This is a genomic window from Pseudomonas sp. KBS0710, assembly GCF_005938045.2.
GTDB lineage: Bacteria > Pseudomonadota > Gammaproteobacteria > Pseudomonadales > Pseudomonadaceae > Aquipseudomonas.
The window spans coordinates 3,514,542-3,529,741 of sequence record NZ_VCCF02000001.1; the positions used below are offsets into that span (position 1 = coordinate 3,514,542).

A 15,200-nucleotide genomic window follows, 5' to 3' on the forward strand; every position below is an offset into this window, starting at 1 on the left:
CTTGCTCGCGAAAGCGGTGGATCAGTTAATACATCTGCTGACTGACACACCGCTTTCGCGAGCAAGCCAGCTCCCACATTTTTTTATCCGGTTTCTTCAGTGGGTTTGGCCTAACAGCAAACCCTGCTCCCGCGCGCACAACTCCACCACATAATCCCACAGCACCCGCAACCGCACAGACTTGTGCAGCTCCCGGCGCGAACTGATCCAGTAGCTGCGCTGGATGCTTTCTGCCGGCAGCAATGGCACCAGCTCCGGGTCGCCAGCGGCCATGAAGCACGGCAACACCGCAATGCCCAATCCCGAACGCGCCGCCTGGTGTTGTGCAATCACGCTGGTGCTGTGGAATACCACTTTGGGGTTGCGGCAAAAGCTGCTGAGGAACTTGAGTTCCTGGCTGAACAGCAGATCATCCACGTAATCAATCCAGGCATGGGCGGCGAGGTCTTCACGCTTTTCGATCGGCGGGTTGCGCGCAAGGTAGGCGCGGCTGGCGTAGAGCGCGAGGCGGTAGTCGGTGAGTTTGCGCGTGACGAGTTGGTCGACGCTGGGGCGTTCGAGGTGGATGCTGATTTCCGCTTCGCGGTTGAGAATGCTCACAAAGCGCGGCACCGCCACCAGCTCCACTTCCAGCCCCGGATAACGCTCGAACAGCCCGCCCATGCGGCTGGCGAGGAACATCACGCCCAAGCCCTCGGCCACGCCAAGGCGGATCTTGCCCAGCGGCGCAGCCGAATGGGTGAGTTCGTCTTCGGCCAGCAACGCAACGTTTTCCATGGCTTCGGCGTGCTTGAGCAGCGCTTCACCGGACGGCGTCAGTTCGTAGCCTTGGGCATGCTGCACGAACAGCGCAGTGCCGAGGCTTTTCTCGATGGCCTCGATATGCCGGGCCACCGTGGCGTGCGTGGTTTTCAGGCGCTGCGCAGCGGTGAGCAGGCGGCCGCTGCGTTGCAACTCTAGAAAAAACCGCAGGTCATTCCAGTCGAACATGTCGCCTCCAATGCGAGAGCCTGAGCCGCGCTGTTTAAAAACGCACAGCAGCTGGGTAAAAACTAACATTTTTAAGACGAAAACTAACAACTAGGATGGGGCCAATAAGAAAAACAAGCGAGACCTCAGATGCCCATTGCAACTGCTGAATACGATTACATCGTCGTAGGCGCCGGCCCCGCAGGCTGCCTGCTGGCTAATCGATTGTCCGCCAACCCCGCCCACCGCGTGCTGCTGCTCGAAGCCGGTGGCCGCGACAATTACCCCTGGATCCACATCCCCGTCGGTTACCTGTTCTGCATCGGCAACCCGCGCACCGACTGGTGCTTCAAGACTGAAGCCCAGGAAGGCCTGCAAGGCCGTGCACTGAGTTACCCACGCGGCAAAGTGCTGGGCGGCTGTTCCTCCATCAACGGCATGATCTATATGCGCGGCCAAGCCCAGGATTACGACGGCTGGGCCGCCGCAGGCAACCCCGGTTGGGCCTGGAAAGACGTGCTGCCACTGTTCAAACAGAGCGAAAACCATTTTGCCGGCGGCTCGGAATTTCACAGCGATGGTGGTGAGTGGCGCGTGGAGCAACAGCGCCTGCACTGGCCGATCCTCGATGCCTTTCGCGATGCGGCGGCGCAAAGTGGTATCGCGCCAATCAGCGATTTCAACCAGGGCGACAATGAAGGTTGCGGCTACTTCCAGGTCAACCAAAAGGCCGGGGTGCGCTGGAACGCGGCCAAGGCGTTTCTCAAGCCGATCCGCCAGCGGCCTAATCTGACCGTACTGACCGAAGTGGAAGTCGACCGTGTAGTGCTGGAAAACGGCCGCGCTGCGGCCGTGGTCGGGCGCCAGCATGGCCAGCAAGTGAGCTGGAAAGCACGCAAGGAAATCGTCCTGTGCGCCGGTTCTGTTGGTTCGCCCGGTATTCTGCAGCGTTCGGGGATTGGCCCGTCCACTGTGCTCAAGCCCTTGGGCATCAACGTGCTGCATGAACTGCCGGGGGTCGGCGGCAACCTGCAGGATCATCTGCAACTGCGCTTGATCTACAAGCTGGAAAACGCACGCACCTTGAACCAGATCGCCGGCACAGTGTGGGGCAAGATGGGCATGGGCCTGCGCTACCTGTATGACCGCAGCGGCCCATTATCGATGGCGCCCAGCCAGCTCGGCGCCTTCGCCCGCTCCGGCCCGGAGCAGACGTCGGCCAACCTTGAATACCATGTGCAACCGCTGTCATTGGAACGTTTTGGCGAGCCATTGCATGCGTTCCCGGCGTTTACCGCGTCGGTCTGCGACCTGCGTCCGCAAAGCCGTGGCCGCATTGATATCCGTTCAGCCAACCCGGCAGATGCACCCCTGATACGGCCCAACTACCTCAGCCACCCCGAAGATTTGCGCGTGGCCGCCGACGCGATCCGCCTGACCCGCCGCATTGTCGCCGCACCGGCCCTGAGCCAGTTCAAGCCGGTGGAATACCTGCCGGGCGATTCGCTGCAAACCGAAGAACAACTGCACGAAGCCGCCGCGCGTATCGGCACGACGATTTTCCACCCGGTGGGCACTTGCCGCATGGGCGATGACCAAGACGCAGTGGTCGATGCGCAACTGCGCGTGCATGGCGTGCCGGGCCTGCGTATTGCCGATGCCTCGGTGATGCCACGCATTACATCCGGCAACACCTGCTCACCTACACTGATGATTGCGGAAAAGGCAGCGCAGCTGATGCTTTCGCCGAACACAAGGAGTCTCGCCCCGCAGAGAGAAACGGTTCATGCAATCTGAATAGCGGCGCCGCACCCGGCGCCGACAGTGGAACAACAATAAATAATCACTGTGAGGGATACCCGATGTCAGAACATGCTCAACCCCTGGGTTCGGCCGTCAAGGCGAGCACCGGCAGCGAATCAAGGAAAGTCATCTTCGCCTCGTCTTTAGGGACGGTGTTCGAGTGGTACGACTTTTTCCTCTACGGCGCCCTGGCGGCGGTGATCAGCAAGCAATTTTTTGCCGGGGTCAACGACACCACGGCGTTTATCTTTGCCTTAATGGCCTTTGCCGCAGGTTTTGTGGTGCGGCCGTTCGGCGCGCTGGTGTTCGGCCGCCTGGGCGACATGATCGGGCGCAAGTACACGTTTTTGGTCACCATCATCCTGATGGGCGTGGCGACTTTCTGTGTCGGGCTGTTGCCGACCTATGCCAGCATCGGCATTGCGGCGCCGATCATCCTGATCGTGTTGCGCATGCTGCAAGGCCTGGCGTTGGGCGGTGAATATGGCGGTGCAGCCACCTATGTGGCCGAGCATGCACCGGCTGGTAAACGCGGCCTGCACACCAGCTGGATTCAATCCACCGCCACCCTGGGCCTGCTGCTGTCGCTGCTGGTAGTGCTGGCTTGCCGTTACTTCACCGGCGACCAGTTCGAGGTGTGGGGCTGGCGCATTCCGTTCCTGTTCTCGATTGTGCTGCTGGGTATTTCCACCTGGATCCGCATGAGCCTGCATGAGTCGCCGGCATTCCTGAAGATGAAAGAGGAAGGCAAGGCCAGCAAGTCGCCGATCCGCGAATCCTTCGGTAAATGGGAAAACCTCAAGGTGGTGCTGATTGCGCTGTTCAGCATCAACGGCGGGCAGGCCGTGACCTTCTATGCGGCGCAGTTCTATGTGCTGTTCTTCCTCACACAGTTCCTGAAGATGGACCCGGCCCTGGCCAATATGCTGTTGATTATCAGCGTGGTGATCGGCGCGCCGTTCTTCATCCTGTTTGGCTGGCTGTCGGACAAGGTTGGGCGCAAACCGGTGCTGATGCTCGGCTTGCTGCTGGCCACCGCGCTGTACTTCCCGATCTTCAAAGGGCTGGCGCACTACACCAACCCGGCGATGGACCAAGCCAGCCACCAGGCGCCGATCACCGTATTGGCTGACCCGGCCACCTGCACCTTCCAGTTCGACCCGGTGGGCAAGGCGCGTTTTGACAGCCCGTGCGACAAGGTCAAGACCTTTCTGGTCAAGCAAGGTCTGCCATACAGCAGCGCCGCCGCGCCAGCCGGTAGCCCGGTGCAGGTAAGCGTGGGTGATGTACGCATCGACGGTTACGACGAGGCGGCCCTGCGCGGCGCGGTGACCCTGGCCGGCTACCCGACTTCGGCGGATGTGGCCCAGGTCAACAAGGTGATGGTGGTGGTGCTGATCGTGGTGCTGATCCTGATCGCGGCCATGTGCTACGGCCCGCTGGCGGCGCTGATGGTGGAACTGTTCCCGACGCGTATCCGCTACACCTCGATGTCGCTGCCCTACCACATCGGTAACGGCTGGTTTGGCGGGTTCCTGCCAACGGTGTCGTTTGCCTTGGTGGTGTACACCGGCGATATCTTCTACGGCTTGTGGTACCCGGTGGTGGTGACCGGCGTGAGCTTGATTGTGGGGTTGTTCTGCCTCAAGGAAACCAAGGACGTAGACATCAATAACAATTGAGTCAGCTGCAAGCTGCAAGCGCCAGGTAAAAGCTGATCGGCTTCTACTTGAAGCTTGCAGCTTGAAACTTACAGCTGTACATCCATACAGATAATGGTTGCTCAATTGCCTTCGACTGAGCATCCTGCAAGGCATCAACCCGATCTGATGTGATGACCATGCGGCTGTACCTCTGTGAAAAACCCTCCCAGGCCAAGGATATCGCGGCCGTGCTCGGTGCCAGTCGGCGTGGCGACGGGTGCTGGCTGGGCAACGGGGTCACCGTCACCTGGTGCATCGGTCACCTGCTGGAAACCGCCCCGCCCGACGCCTACGACGCCAAATACAAGCGCTGGGTGCTGGCCGACCTGCCGATCGTGCCGGAAAAATGGAAGATGCTGGTCAAGCCCAAGACCGCCAGCCAGTTCAAGGCCGTCAAGCGTTTGCTCGGGGAAGCCCAGGAACTGGTGATCGCCACCGACGCCGACCGCGAAGGCGAGATGATCGCCCGTGAGCTGGTAGAACATTGCCGCTATCGCGGGCCGATCCAGCGCTTGTGGCTGTCGGCTCTGGATGATGCCTCCATTCGCAAAGCCCTCGCCGCCCTCAAACCCGGCGCCGAAACCTTCAGCCTGTATCACTCGGCCCTCGGCCGCTCACGCGCCGACTGGCTGATCGGCATGAACATGAGTCGCTTGTTTACCTTGCTCGGGCGCCAATCCGGCTATCAAGGCGTATTGCCGGTGGGCCGCGTGCAAACCCCGACCTTGCGCCTGGTGGTGGACCGCGACCGCAGCATCGCCGATTTTGTGCCAGTGGCTTACTGGGCCATTGATGTGGACTTGCGGCATGACCACATGACCTTCACAGCTCAATGGCGCGCCGCTGAGGATGCCTGCGACGATCAAGGCCGCTGTCTTAACCCGCAACTGGCTCGCGATGCGGCCGATGCGATGACCAACGCCGCCAGCGCCCGGCTGGTCAAACTGCTTACCGAGCGCATGCGTGAAGTCGCGCCCCTGCCCTTCGACCTCGGCACACTGCAGGAAATCTGCTCCAAAAAGCTTGGCCTGGGAGCCCAGGAAACCCTGGACATCGCGCAGTCCCTGTACGAAACCCACAAAGTCATCACCTACCCTCGCAGTGATTGCGGCTACCTGCCGCTCAGCCAACACAGTGATACACCCAAGATTTTGGCCGCGCTGGCCCGCGCGGATGCGGCGGTCAATGAGCTGATGCCGCATATCGACCCGCAACGCCGCTCGCGGGCCTGGAACGACGCCAAGGTCAGCGCCCACCACGGCATCATTCCTACGGGTGCCGGTAAGGACGTCGCGCAACTGGCCGGCAAGCACCGGGCGGTCTACACGCTGATTCGCGCACGTTACCTGGCGCAGTTCCTGCCCAACCATGAATACGATCGTACCCAGGCGGATTTCGACTGCGCCGGCCAAGCCTTGCGCGCGGTAGGCAAAGTCATCATAGAGCCGGGCTGGAAACGCGCCCTGCCCGAGGCACTTGCACCTGCCAAAGGCCGTGAAGCTCCCGCACCGCAGGCCCTGCCGACCTTGGTGCAAGGCCAGGATTACGCGGTGGCCAAGGTCAACCTCAAAGACCTGTGGACCCAGCCGCCCAAGCCGTTCACCGAGGGCGACCTGATCAAGGCAATGAAAAACGTCGCCAAACTGGTGGAAGACCCGCTGCTCAAGCAAAAGCTCAAGGACACCACCGGCATCGGCACTGAAGCCACCCGCGCCGGGATCATCCAGGGTTTGCTCGACCGCGGTTATCTGGTCAAAAACGGCAAGGCACTCTCGGCCACGCCGGCGGCGTTCAGCCTGATCGACGCGGTGCCTCGGGCGATTGCCGACCCAGGCACCACTGCGATCTGGGAGCAGGCGCTGGACATGGTGCAAAGCGGCGAAATGAGCCTGGAAGAATTCGTCGCCAAGCAGGCGGCCTGGATGAGCAAACAAGTGGCACGCTGCAATGGCATGCGCATGACCATCACCGGCCCAGCCAGCCCGGCAGGCCGAGGCGCTACGCCGTGGAAAAACAAACGCAAGGCTGCGCCGCGCAAGACCACAGGCGCTCCAAAGCGAGCGAAAAAACCGAAAAGTGCCGGCTAAATCGCGAAATAATCCGGCGAATGACGTTTTTCGACGGGTTTAACGCCGCTTTGGGCCTTGCGGCGCTGTAGCCCGTCTAGGATTCTGTAGGGGACTCGCTGACTTCCTAACAACAACACCGGAGTGGCCGCCATGAAAACCGTTGCACAACTGCTCAAAGCCAAGGACCAGAAGAACCAGGACGTCCATACCATTCAATGGGACCACACGGTATTTGAGGCGCTGGTGCGGATGTCAGAGAAAAACGTCGGAGCCTTGCCGGTGGTCAAGGAGGGTTCGGTTGTCGGGATCATCAGCGAACGTGATTACGCCCGCAAAATCATGCTCAAGGGGCTTTCTTCGGTCACTACAAAAGTCCATGAGGTGATGAGTTCGCCAGTGATCACCGTGGATACCCACAAAAGTGTCGAAGAATGCATGAACATCATGACCGACAGTCACCTGCGCCACCTGCCCGTGGTCGAAGACGGCAAACTGCTGGGCCTGCTGTCCATCGGCGACCTGGTAAAAGAGGCCATTGCCGAACAGGCTGACCTGATCAAACAGCTGGAGCAGTACATCCGCGGCGAATAGGGGAACCCATGCTCGATACGCTGGACCATCAGCAAGACCACCTCGACACCCTGTACCGGGCCATGGCTGAACGACGCTTTTTGGTCTTGACCGGTGCAGGTATCAGCACGTCATCGGGCATCCCGGATTATCGCGACAGCGAAGGCGTGCGCCGTGGCAAGGCGCCGATGATGTACCAGGAATTCCTCGCCACCGCGCAGGCGCGTCGCCGCTATTGGGCACGCGCCATGCTGGGCTGGCCACGGGTGCGTATTGCGCAGCCGAACCAGGCTCATCGGGCACTGGCCACGCTGCAGCAACGCGAATGCATCAGCGGGCTGATCACGCAAAACGTCGATACCTTGCATGATCAGGCCGGCAGCCATGATGTGATCGAACTGCATGGCAGCCTGCACCGTGTGCTGTGCCTGGACTGCCAGCAGCGCAGTACCCGCGATGTGATTCAGCGGCAGATGGAAATCGACAATCCTTACCTGATGCAGGTCCACGCGGTGCAGGCGCCCGACGGTGACACCCTGCTCGATCCGACCTTTGAAGAACGCTTCCAGGTTCCGCGCTGCCCCCATTGCAATGGCGAACGGCTAAAGCCAGACGTTGTGTTTTTTGGCGAGAATGTGGCAGCGGCTACAGCAGCCAGGGCCATGGCCGCCGTGGAGCATGCAGACGGGCTGCTGGTGGTGGGGTCATCGCTGATGGCCTATTCGGCGTTTCGCCTGTGCAAAGCGATGGTGGAGCAAGGCAAGCCGGTAATCGCCATCAACCTGGGCAAGACCCGTGGGGATGAGCTGTTGCAGGTGAAAATCGAGGCGTCATGCGAGCGGTTGTTGCCTCTGCTGGCCGAGCGACTGGGATAACAGTAGTCACACTGCAAATCAAAATGTGGGAGCGGGCTTGCTCGCGAATGCGGTGGGTCAGTTCAACATTTTTTAACTGACCCACCGCATTCGCGAGCAAGCCCGCTCCCACAAGGGTTCTGTGTTGATTTGGCCATTGCGCCCACCGCGACCCAGCGCACGAAAAATGACGCCCAAGTCACGTTTTCCCGCATTCTCCCGTCCCCACAGCGATTTATGTAGTGAGCAAAAAAAATCACTACATAACCGTTGACGTAACCTTTTTGTCCTTGCATTATCGAGACGTCTCCCGGATCGGGAGCGTTGGTAACACGCGTTTTGAACAAGCTCGTCTGACCGCCGAGCTGTTTTTTCCGGATGTGCACTGCCCACAAGGCAGCTTGATGAAGCTGACCGGTCCGCAAGGATCGGTACAAGGAGCTCAAACGCTGCTTGTCTTCGCGATGAAACCATCGCGTAGCCGTTCATCAGCAAGACTACATGCATCAGGTTCAAGACCCTGCCCGTATTCGGCAGACCGTTACTGACGCCCGGTTTTCGGAACCGGAGACAACTAAGCAGTTTTAACGAACCAACTGATAGATCGCCAACTGGTCAAGGGGCTTACACATGAATCTGAACAACCAACCAACTATCGATGAATTGGCTGAGATGTTCGCAGCGCAAAAAGACAAACTCGACGACCATATCCTGTGGATTGGCAAATCGGGCGAAGTCAAAATTGACTGCCTGGCGCCCCACACCGAAGAAGCCGAGTTCGACCGCACTCACCGTGAACTGGCGGCGCGCCTGAAGATGTACCGCCGCGGCCAGGGTTATGTCGGCAAGAAAGCGGCGGCCGATCGAAACTTCATTGAGCAAGTGTTCGACACGCTTAACAATGCCTGGGCATCTTTTAAGGATAACTCGCAAGTTAAAGTGATCGACCGCTACTACTAAGTAAAACTTGCCCACTGTGGGAGCTGGTTTGTTTGCGATAACGGTTTAACTGCCAACACCTTTGTTGAATGTTAACTAGCTATCGCAGGCAAGCCAGCTCCCACATTTGTTTTGTGGCACGCTCAAAAAGTTGGAAAGCGCCCTTTTGCCGCTTCATCGCGGAAAATATCAAACAACACCTGCGCCGCCGCCGACAACTCATGCCCAGGTTTGGTGAGCACGCCAATCGGCCGCTCGATGACCGGGGCACTCAAGGTGATGCAATGGGCGCCCGCCTCCTCCATCTGGCGTGCGCATAGCGCCGGCACGGCGCTGACACCCAGGCCACTGGCAACCATCTTGCCGACCGTGGCCAATTGATGACTTTCCAACGCCACCGGCAATTTCATCTGCAACGCCCCGAGATGCTCCTCCAGCATCACACGCACCGTCGAGGGCCGTTGCAGGGTGATGAAGGGGTGTTCCAACAGGGTTTTCCAGTCGACTTCGGTACGCTGCGCCAGGGGCGAATCACCGGGCACCACCGCAATAAACCGGTCCAGGTATAAAGGCGTGAATGCCAGTGACGAGCCTTCGGACGGCTCGAACGCCACGCCCAGTTCCACCTGGCGATCGCGGACCATTTCCAGCACCTGTTCATTGATCAGGTCGTGCACCGTTACATTCACCTGCGGGTAACGCGCGCGGAATATCTTCAGGATCGGTGGCAGCAGGTTGCCCGCAAACGACGGCATCGCCGCCACGGTGACGCGGCCCCGCTGCAGGGTGAAACGCTGACGCAGCTCATCTTCGGCGTTGTCCCAGTCGGCAATCAGCCGGCGCGCCAACGGCAGCAGCGATTCACCTTCAGGCGTCAGTGCAACGTTGCGGGTATTACGGCTGAACAGGCGGCCACCCAGGCCTTCTTCCAAGCCCTTGATGGTCAGGCTCAGCGCCGACTGGGAAAGGTGCAGGCGCTCGCAGGCCGCGGCAAAACTCAGGCTTTGGGCCACGGCGAGAAAGGCACGCATCTGTTTGACGGTCATGAGGCTGCTCCGGGTCGCGATTGGACTATGCTGTTTTCTAAATCAATCAACCTTAAAAAACAACTTAACAAATCAATCCGTCGGCGCAACACTCAGTTCATTGGCTGGCCCACACACAATAAAAGAGGTGCATATGGCAGGTTTCGATAAACGCGTGGCGTCCTATGAAGAAGCACTGGCAGGCCTGGAAGACGGCATGACCGTACTCTCCGGTGGTTTTGGCCTGTGCGGCATTCCAGAAAACCTCATCGCCGAGATCAAGCGCAAAGGGACCCGTGACCTGACCGTGGTTTCCAATAACTGCGGCGTCGACGGGTTTGGCCTGGGCGTATTGCTGGAAGAAAAGCAGATCAGCAAGGTAATCGCCTCCTACGTCGGTGAAAACGCGCTGTTCGAGAAGCAACTGCTCAGCGGTGAAATCGAAGTGGTGCTCACGCCCCAAGGTACCCTGGCCGAAAAAATGCGCGCAGGCGGTGCCGGCATCCCGGCCTTCTTCACCGCCACCGGCGTCGGCACTCCGGTGGCCGAAGGCAAGGAAACCCGCGAGTTCAACGGTCGCCCGTACCTGATGGAAGAGTCCATCACCGGCGACTTCGCCATTGTCAAAGGCTGGAAAGCCGACCACTTCGGCAACGTCATCTACCGCCATACTGCGCAGAACTTCAACCCGCTGGCGGCTACTGCGGGCAAGATCACCGTGGTCGAAGTTGAAGAAATCGTCGAACCGGGTGAGCTGGACCCGGCGCAGATCCACACCCCAGGCATCTACGTCGACCGAGTCATTTGCGGCACCTTCGAGAAGCGCATCGAACAGCGCACCGTCCGCAAATAATCCGCCAGCCCAAATAATAAGGAGACAACACATGGCCCTTACCCGCGAACAAATGGCTCAACGCGTCGCCCGCGAAATGCAGGACGGTTTCTACGTCAACCTCGGCATCGGTATCCCGACCCTGGTGGCCAACTACATCCCCGATGGCATGGAAGTGATGCTGCAATCGGAAAACGGCCTGCTTGGCATGGGCCCGTTTCCGACCGAAGAAACCATCGATGCCGACATGATCAACGCCGGCAAACAAACCGTGACGGCGCGCATCGGCGCCTCGATCTTCTCCTCTGCCGAGTCCTTCGCAATGATTCGCGGCGGGCATGTCGACCTCACCGTGCTCGGCGCATTTGAAGTGGACGTGCAGGGCAACATTGCGTCGTGGATGATCCCCGGCAAGCTGGTCAAGGGCATGGGCGGCGCCATGGACCTGGTGGCCGGTGCAGAAAACATCATCGTGATCATGACCCACGCGTCCAAGGACGGTGAGTCCAAACTGCTCAGCCAATGCAGCCTGCCGCTGACCGGCGCCAAGTGCATAAAGCGCGTGCTGACTGACCTTGCGTACCTGGAAATCGAAAATGGCGCTTTTGTCCTCAAGGAACGCGCACCTGGCGTCAGCGTTGAAGAGATTGTGAGCAAGACCGCCGGTAAACTGATCGTCCCGGACCACGTTCCAGAAATGCACTTCCAGTGAGGACAGATTCCATGCAAGACGTCGTGATTGTTGCTGCCACCCGCACCGCCGTGGGCAGCTTTCAAGGAGCGCTGGCCAGCATCCCGGCACCGGAGTTGGGCGCGGCCGTGATCCGTCGCCTGCTGGAGCAGACCGGCCTGGACCCGGCTCAAGTCGATGAAGTGATCCTCGGCCAGGTACTGACCGCAGGCAGCGGCCAGAACCCGGCGCGCCAGGCCTCGATTCTGGCTGGCCTGCCCCATGCCGTGCCGGCCATGACCCTGAACAAGGTCTGCGGCTCGGGCCTCAAAGCCCTGCACCTCGGCGCCCAGGCCATCCGCTGTGGTGACGCCGATGTGATCATCGCTGGTGGCATGGAGAACATGAGCCTGGCGCCGTACGTATTACCCGCTGCGCGCACGGGTTTGCGCATGGGTCACGCCAAGATGCTCGACAGCATGATCACTGACGGCCTGTGGGATGCGTTTAACGACTACCACATGGGCATCACCGCCGAGAACCTGGTGGACAAGTACGGCATCAGCCGTGAAGCCCAGGACGCCTTCGCCGCCGCCTCCCAGCAGAAAGCCGCCGCCGCTATCGAAGCCGGCCGGTTTGTCGATGAGATCACCCCTATCCTGATCCCACAGCGCAAGGGCGACCCGGTGGCCTTTGCCGTGGATGAGCAACCGCGCGCCGGCACCACAGCCGAGTCGCTGGCCAAGCTCAAGCCCGCGTTCAAGAAAGACGGCAGCGTGACCGCCGGCAACGCCTCCAGCCTCAATGACGGCGCCGCCGCCGTCTTGTTGATGAGCGCCGAAAAAGCCAAGGCCCTCGGCCTGCCGGTGCTGGCGCGTATCGCCAGCTACGCCAACGCTGGCGTGGACCCTGCGATCATGGGCATCGGCCCGGTCTCGGCCACGCGCCGCTGCCTGGACAAAGCCGGTTGGAGCCTGGGCGACCTGGACCTGATCGAAGCCAACGAAGCCTTTGCCGCGCAATCTTTGGCGGTGGGCAAAGAGCTGGAATGGGATGCGAACAAGGTCAACGTTAATGGCGGCGCCATCGCCATCGGCCACCCGATCGGCGCCTCAGGTTGCCGCGTGCTGGTGACCCTGCTGCATGAAATGATCAAGCGCGATGCCAAGAAAGGCCTGGCCACCTTGTGCATCGGTGGCGGCCAAGGCGTAGCCCTGGCGCTCGAGCGCAGTTGATCTAAAGAGCAACACGAGAAAAGGCTCGATTCCACGAAAATCGGGCCTTTTCTTTGCCCGGTTTTCCTGAAAAAACACAATACTTATGTGGGAGCTGGCAAACCAGCTCCCACATTTGATCTTCACTGTCAGTGAGAATGAGGCACCGCAAACACCGCATTCGCCCGTGCCACCACCTTATCGCCTACTTGCAGGCTCACGGTGGCAAACGCCATCTGCCGGCCACGCTTGTGGTGTTCCAACCGCACCACAATCCACTCCCCCACCTGCACGGCACCCAGGTAGTCCAGCGTCATGCTCGCGGTTATCAACGGTAACGGCGGCTCACTGGAAAACGCCATCGCATAGCCCATACCGACATCCGCCAGGGTTGCCAACACACCACCGTGCACCGTGCCGCGTCCATTGGCGTGGCGGTTGTCGGCACGCAGGCCGATTTCCAGTTGCAACCCTTCACCCCGGCAATACGCCGGACCTAACAGGTCGAGCAACGGGCTGCTGCGTGGCAGCGAGACAAAGCCTTCGGGCACGGTGTGACTGATCATGGCAGTTCTTCCTTGGCCAAAACACGAGGTGTACCCCAGCCTCCCCAAGACCGCCATCAAGATCAGCCAAGCCAATGATCAACAATCAGCTAGCGCTTCATGCAACGCTGATAGCGCTCATCCACGCGCTTGGCAAACCACGCGGTGGTGAGGTTGCGGGTGATCTTCGGACTCTTGAGCACGATGCCCGGCAAAATCGCGCGCGGCACCGGCTTGCCGCCAGCCTTGTCGGCCAAGGCAAAGACGCGTTTATAGAGGGTGGTTTCCTCAAAATCGAACTGCTCACCCTTTTCCAGCTGGCTGCGGATGCTGGGGTTGCGCATATCCAGCTTCGCGCCCAGGGAACGCACCGCCAACTCGGTGGTGCCGGGCAACAGTGAGCCATAACGAATCAGATCCCCATCCAGCGCCAGCTCGGTGCCGCTGACTCGGCTGACAGCGGCCTGGAACGCGGCGTTGCGGCTGGCATACCACCCCGCGTTGAAATCGGCAAAGCGGTACAACGGCTGGTCGTAGCTCACCGGGTAACCGAGCAGGTGCGTAATGCCGAAGTACATGCCGCCACGACGGGTGAAGACTTCACGACGAATCGTGCCATCCACGGTGTAGGGATAATCGCGGGCGTGTTGCTGGGCAAAGTCGATGCTGACCTGCATGGGGCCAGCGGTGTGTACCGGGTTGAAGCCGCCGAACAAGGTATTACCCAGGGGCACCATGCTGATGAAATCGTCAAAAATGCCGCTCAAGTCCTTCTCTGTGCGTGCGGCACTGAGGCGCTGGGCGTAGGTCTTGCCGGTGGGCGATCGCAATTGCAGCGTGGTGCGCACCACAAAGGCCGGCACATGGACCTTGCCGGCGCGGCGCAGGATTTCATCCTGGGCGATCTTGCCCATGTTCGGCACCGGCGGGTCTACCTGGTAGGTGGACTCTTGCTCGGTCACCGCCAGCACGGCGCAGATATTTTCGCTGCTGGGGTAGATTTTCTGAGTGTCGAAGGCGGTGTAGATGTCTGTGGCCCAGCCGTTGCGGTCCGCCACCGTGGCCGGTAACAGCCGCACAATCTGCGCCTTCACCTCGGCCTCGCTGCGCTCAGGCTGCTGCGGGCCGCGTGGGGTGGAGCAACCGGCCAGCACCAGCAAGGTGGTTAGGCACAGGATCAGGCGGCTTGAATACATGGGGCTTCCTTGAATAACGACGGGCCGGGTTGTGCGGATATCGACAGGTAAGTCTAACCGGGGTTCGCCGACCTGCTGCACTCGCCAGTTATCACTGAACGTGACAGGATCGGTCATCGACCATTCGTACAAGGAGTTTGAATGCCATGCTCAGCCTGAACTTCCTCGTCACCTGCCTGATCGTCGTGCTGATCCCCGGCACTGGCGTGATCTTTACCGTGTCCACCGGCCTCACTGCCGGCAAGCGTGCCAGCCTGTTTGCCGCTTTGGGTTGTACTGCCGGGATCATTCCCCACTTGCTCGCGTCCATATTGGGCCTTTCCGCCCTGCTGCACACCAGCGCCCTGGCCTTTGAGGCGTTGAAATTCGCTGGGGCGGCCTATCTTTTGTATCTGGCCTATGCCACGTGGCGCGACCGCTCGGCCTTCGCCATGAGCGACACCCCGGCGGTCGCGACTGCACGCAGCCTGATGCTGCGCGGCTTTCTGCTGAATATTCTCAACCCTAAACTGACCATTTTCTTCCTGGCCTTCCTGCCGCAATTCGTCACCCCCGGCAGCACGGCGCCCGCTGTGCAGATGCTGGTACTAAGTGGCGTATTCATGGCGATGACGTTTACGGTGTTTGTGGTGTATGGCCTGCTGGCCAATGTGTTTCGCCGTGCCGTGATCGAGTCGCCACGGGTACAGAATTGGTTGCGCCGCAGTTTTGCCGCAGCCTTTGCGGGGCTGGGGTTGAACCTGGCCTTTGCGCAGCGCTGACAAGAACTAGCGAAACCTCCTACCCAGTACCCGGATAAGCTCTACAGATC

The 15,200-nt window shown here is 60.2% G+C and carries 14 protein-coding genes; 10 read left to right on the forward strand and 4 right to left on the reverse strand.

All coding sequences use genetic code 11. From position 1 onward, the window contains the following. Positions 1 to 96 precede the first annotated feature (96 nt). Complete coding sequence (locus tag FFI16_RS15785) at positions 97 to 990, reverse strand: LysR family transcriptional regulator (protein ID WP_138815514.1); 894 nt, start codon at positions 988 to 990, stop codon at positions 97 to 99. A gap of 129 nt (positions 991 to 1,119) precedes the next feature. Between FFI16_RS15785 and FFI16_RS15790 the strand changes: the two genes are divergently transcribed. The 6 genes from FFI16_RS15790 to FFI16_RS15815 all read left to right on the forward strand — a co-directional run bounded on the left by FFI16_RS15790 (position 1,120) and on the right by FFI16_RS15815 (position 8,928). Beyond that, a complete protein-coding gene (locus FFI16_RS15790; RefSeq protein ID WP_138815513.1) occupies positions 1,120 to 2,766 on the forward strand; it encodes a GMC family oxidoreductase in 1,647 nt (548 codons plus the stop codon). A 65-nt stretch (positions 2,767 to 2,831) separates the two neighbouring features. Continuing rightward, complete coding sequence (locus FFI16_RS15795) at positions 2,832 to 4,454, forward strand: MFS transporter (protein ID WP_138815512.1); 1,623 nt, start codon at positions 2,832 to 2,834, stop codon at positions 4,452 to 4,454. A 158-nt stretch (positions 4,455 to 4,612) separates the two neighbouring features. Beyond that, complete coding sequence (locus FFI16_RS15800) at positions 4,613 to 6,562, forward strand: DNA topoisomerase III (RefSeq protein WP_138815511.1); 1,950 nt, start codon at positions 4,613 to 4,615, stop codon at positions 6,560 to 6,562. 132 nt (positions 6,563 to 6,694) lie between these two features. Then, the gene (locus tag FFI16_RS15805; protein ID WP_138815510.1) at positions 6,695 to 7,135 is read left to right on the forward strand and encodes a CBS domain-containing protein; all 441 of its coding nucleotides are present in this window, start codon (positions 6,695 to 6,697) and stop codon (positions 7,133 to 7,135) included. A gap of 8 nt (positions 7,136 to 7,143) precedes the next feature. Then, the gene (locus FFI16_RS15810) at positions 7,144 to 7,989 is read left to right on the forward strand and encodes an NAD-dependent protein deacetylase (RefSeq protein WP_138815509.1); all 846 of its coding nucleotides are present in this window, start codon (positions 7,144 to 7,146) and stop codon (positions 7,987 to 7,989) included. A gap of 609 nt (positions 7,990 to 8,598) precedes the next feature. Next, positions 8,599 to 8,928: a hypothetical protein gene (locus tag FFI16_RS15815; protein ID WP_138815508.1), complete on the forward strand. Its 330-nt coding sequence runs from the start codon at positions 8,599 to 8,601 to the stop codon at positions 8,926 to 8,928. 122 nt (positions 8,929 to 9,050) lie between these two features. Here the strand turns inward: FFI16_RS15815 and FFI16_RS15820 are convergent, their stop codons facing one another. Then, entirely contained in the window at positions 9,051 to 9,953 is a 903-nt protein-coding gene (locus FFI16_RS15820) for a LysR family transcriptional regulator (RefSeq protein WP_138815507.1), read from the reverse strand. 133 nt (positions 9,954 to 10,086) lie between these two features. Here FFI16_RS15820 and FFI16_RS15825 point away from each other — a divergent pair, with 133 nt between their 5' ends. The 3 genes from FFI16_RS15825 to FFI16_RS15835 are packed head-to-tail and all read left to right on the forward strand — an operon-like array spanning position 10,087 to position 12,669. Continuing rightward, the gene (locus FFI16_RS15825; protein ID WP_058420641.1) at positions 10,087 to 10,785 is read left to right on the forward strand and encodes a CoA transferase subunit A; all 699 of its coding nucleotides are present in this window, start codon (positions 10,087 to 10,089) and stop codon (positions 10,783 to 10,785) included. 31 nt (positions 10,786 to 10,816) lie between these two features. After that, positions 10,817 to 11,476, forward strand: coding sequence for a CoA transferase subunit B (locus FFI16_RS15830; protein WP_138815506.1), 660 nt, complete (start codon positions 10,817 to 10,819; stop codon positions 11,474 to 11,476). An 11-nt stretch (positions 11,477 to 11,487) separates the two neighbouring features. Next, a complete protein-coding gene (locus FFI16_RS15835; RefSeq protein ID WP_138815505.1) occupies positions 11,488 to 12,669 on the forward strand; it encodes an acetyl-CoA C-acetyltransferase in 1,182 nt (393 codons plus the stop codon). 128 nt (positions 12,670 to 12,797) lie between these two features. Here the strand turns inward: FFI16_RS15835 and FFI16_RS15840 are convergent, their stop codons facing one another. Together FFI16_RS15840 and FFI16_RS15845 are read right to left on the reverse strand one after the other, a co-directional pair. Further along, a complete protein-coding gene (locus FFI16_RS15840) occupies positions 12,798 to 13,214 on the reverse strand; it encodes a PaaI family thioesterase (protein WP_138815504.1) in 417 nt (138 codons plus the stop codon). 89 nt (positions 13,215 to 13,303) lie between these two features. Then, complete coding sequence (locus tag FFI16_RS15845) at positions 13,304 to 14,389, reverse strand: DUF1615 domain-containing protein (RefSeq protein ID WP_138815503.1); 1,086 nt, start codon at positions 14,387 to 14,389, stop codon at positions 13,304 to 13,306. 146 nt (positions 14,390 to 14,535) lie between these two features. Between FFI16_RS15845 and FFI16_RS15850 the strand changes: the two genes are divergently transcribed. Then, positions 14,536 to 15,150: a LysE family translocator gene (locus FFI16_RS15850; protein WP_138815502.1), complete on the forward strand. Its 615-nt coding sequence runs from the start codon at positions 14,536 to 14,538 to the stop codon at positions 15,148 to 15,150. Positions 15,151 to 15,200 lie beyond the last annotated feature (50 nt).

Bases quoted from the DNA above. Each gene is read 5' to 3' on its own strand.
- FFI16_RS15805 (WP_138815510.1), top strand. From the start codon at position 6,695: ATGAAAACCGTTGCACAACTGCTCAAAGCCAAGGACCAGAAGAACCAG.
- FFI16_RS15835 (WP_138815505.1), top strand. From the start codon at position 11,488: ATGCAAGACGTCGTGATTGTTGCTGCCACCCGCACCGCCGTGGGCAGC.
- FFI16_RS15850 (WP_138815502.1), top strand. From the start codon at position 14,536: ATGCTCAGCCTGAACTTCCTCGTCACCTGCCTGATCGTCGTGCTGATC.
- FFI16_RS15845 (WP_138815503.1), bottom strand. From the start codon at position 14,389: ATGTATTCAAGCCGCCTGATCCTGTGCCTAACCACCTTGCTGGTGCTG.
- FFI16_RS15820 (WP_138815507.1), bottom strand. From the start codon at position 9,953: ATGACCGTCAAACAGATGCGTGCCTTTCTCGCCGTGGCCCAAAGCCTG.
- FFI16_RS15790 (WP_138815513.1), top strand. From the start codon at position 1,120: ATGCCCATTGCAACTGCTGAATACGATTACATCGTCGTAGGCGCCGGC.
- FFI16_RS15830 (WP_138815506.1), top strand. From the start codon at position 10,817: ATGGCCCTTACCCGCGAACAAATGGCTCAACGCGTCGCCCGCGAAATG.
- FFI16_RS15795 (WP_138815512.1), top strand. From the start codon at position 2,832: ATGTCAGAACATGCTCAACCCCTGGGTTCGGCCGTCAAGGCGAGCACC.
- FFI16_RS15810 (WP_138815509.1), top strand. From the start codon at position 7,144: ATGCTCGATACGCTGGACCATCAGCAAGACCACCTCGACACCCTGTAC.
- FFI16_RS15785 (WP_138815514.1), bottom strand. From the start codon at position 990: ATGTTCGACTGGAATGACCTGCGGTTTTTTCTAGAGTTGCAACGCAGC.
- FFI16_RS15815 (WP_138815508.1), top strand. From the start codon at position 8,599: ATGAATCTGAACAACCAACCAACTATCGATGAATTGGCTGAGATGTTC.
- FFI16_RS15825 (WP_058420641.1), top strand. From the start codon at position 10,087: ATGGCAGGTTTCGATAAACGCGTGGCGTCCTATGAAGAAGCACTGGCA.
- FFI16_RS15800 (WP_138815511.1), top strand. From the start codon at position 4,613: ATGCGGCTGTACCTCTGTGAAAAACCCTCCCAGGCCAAGGATATCGCG.
- FFI16_RS15840 (WP_138815504.1), bottom strand. From the start codon at position 13,214: ATGATCAGTCACACCGTGCCCGAAGGCTTTGTCTCGCTGCCACGCAGC.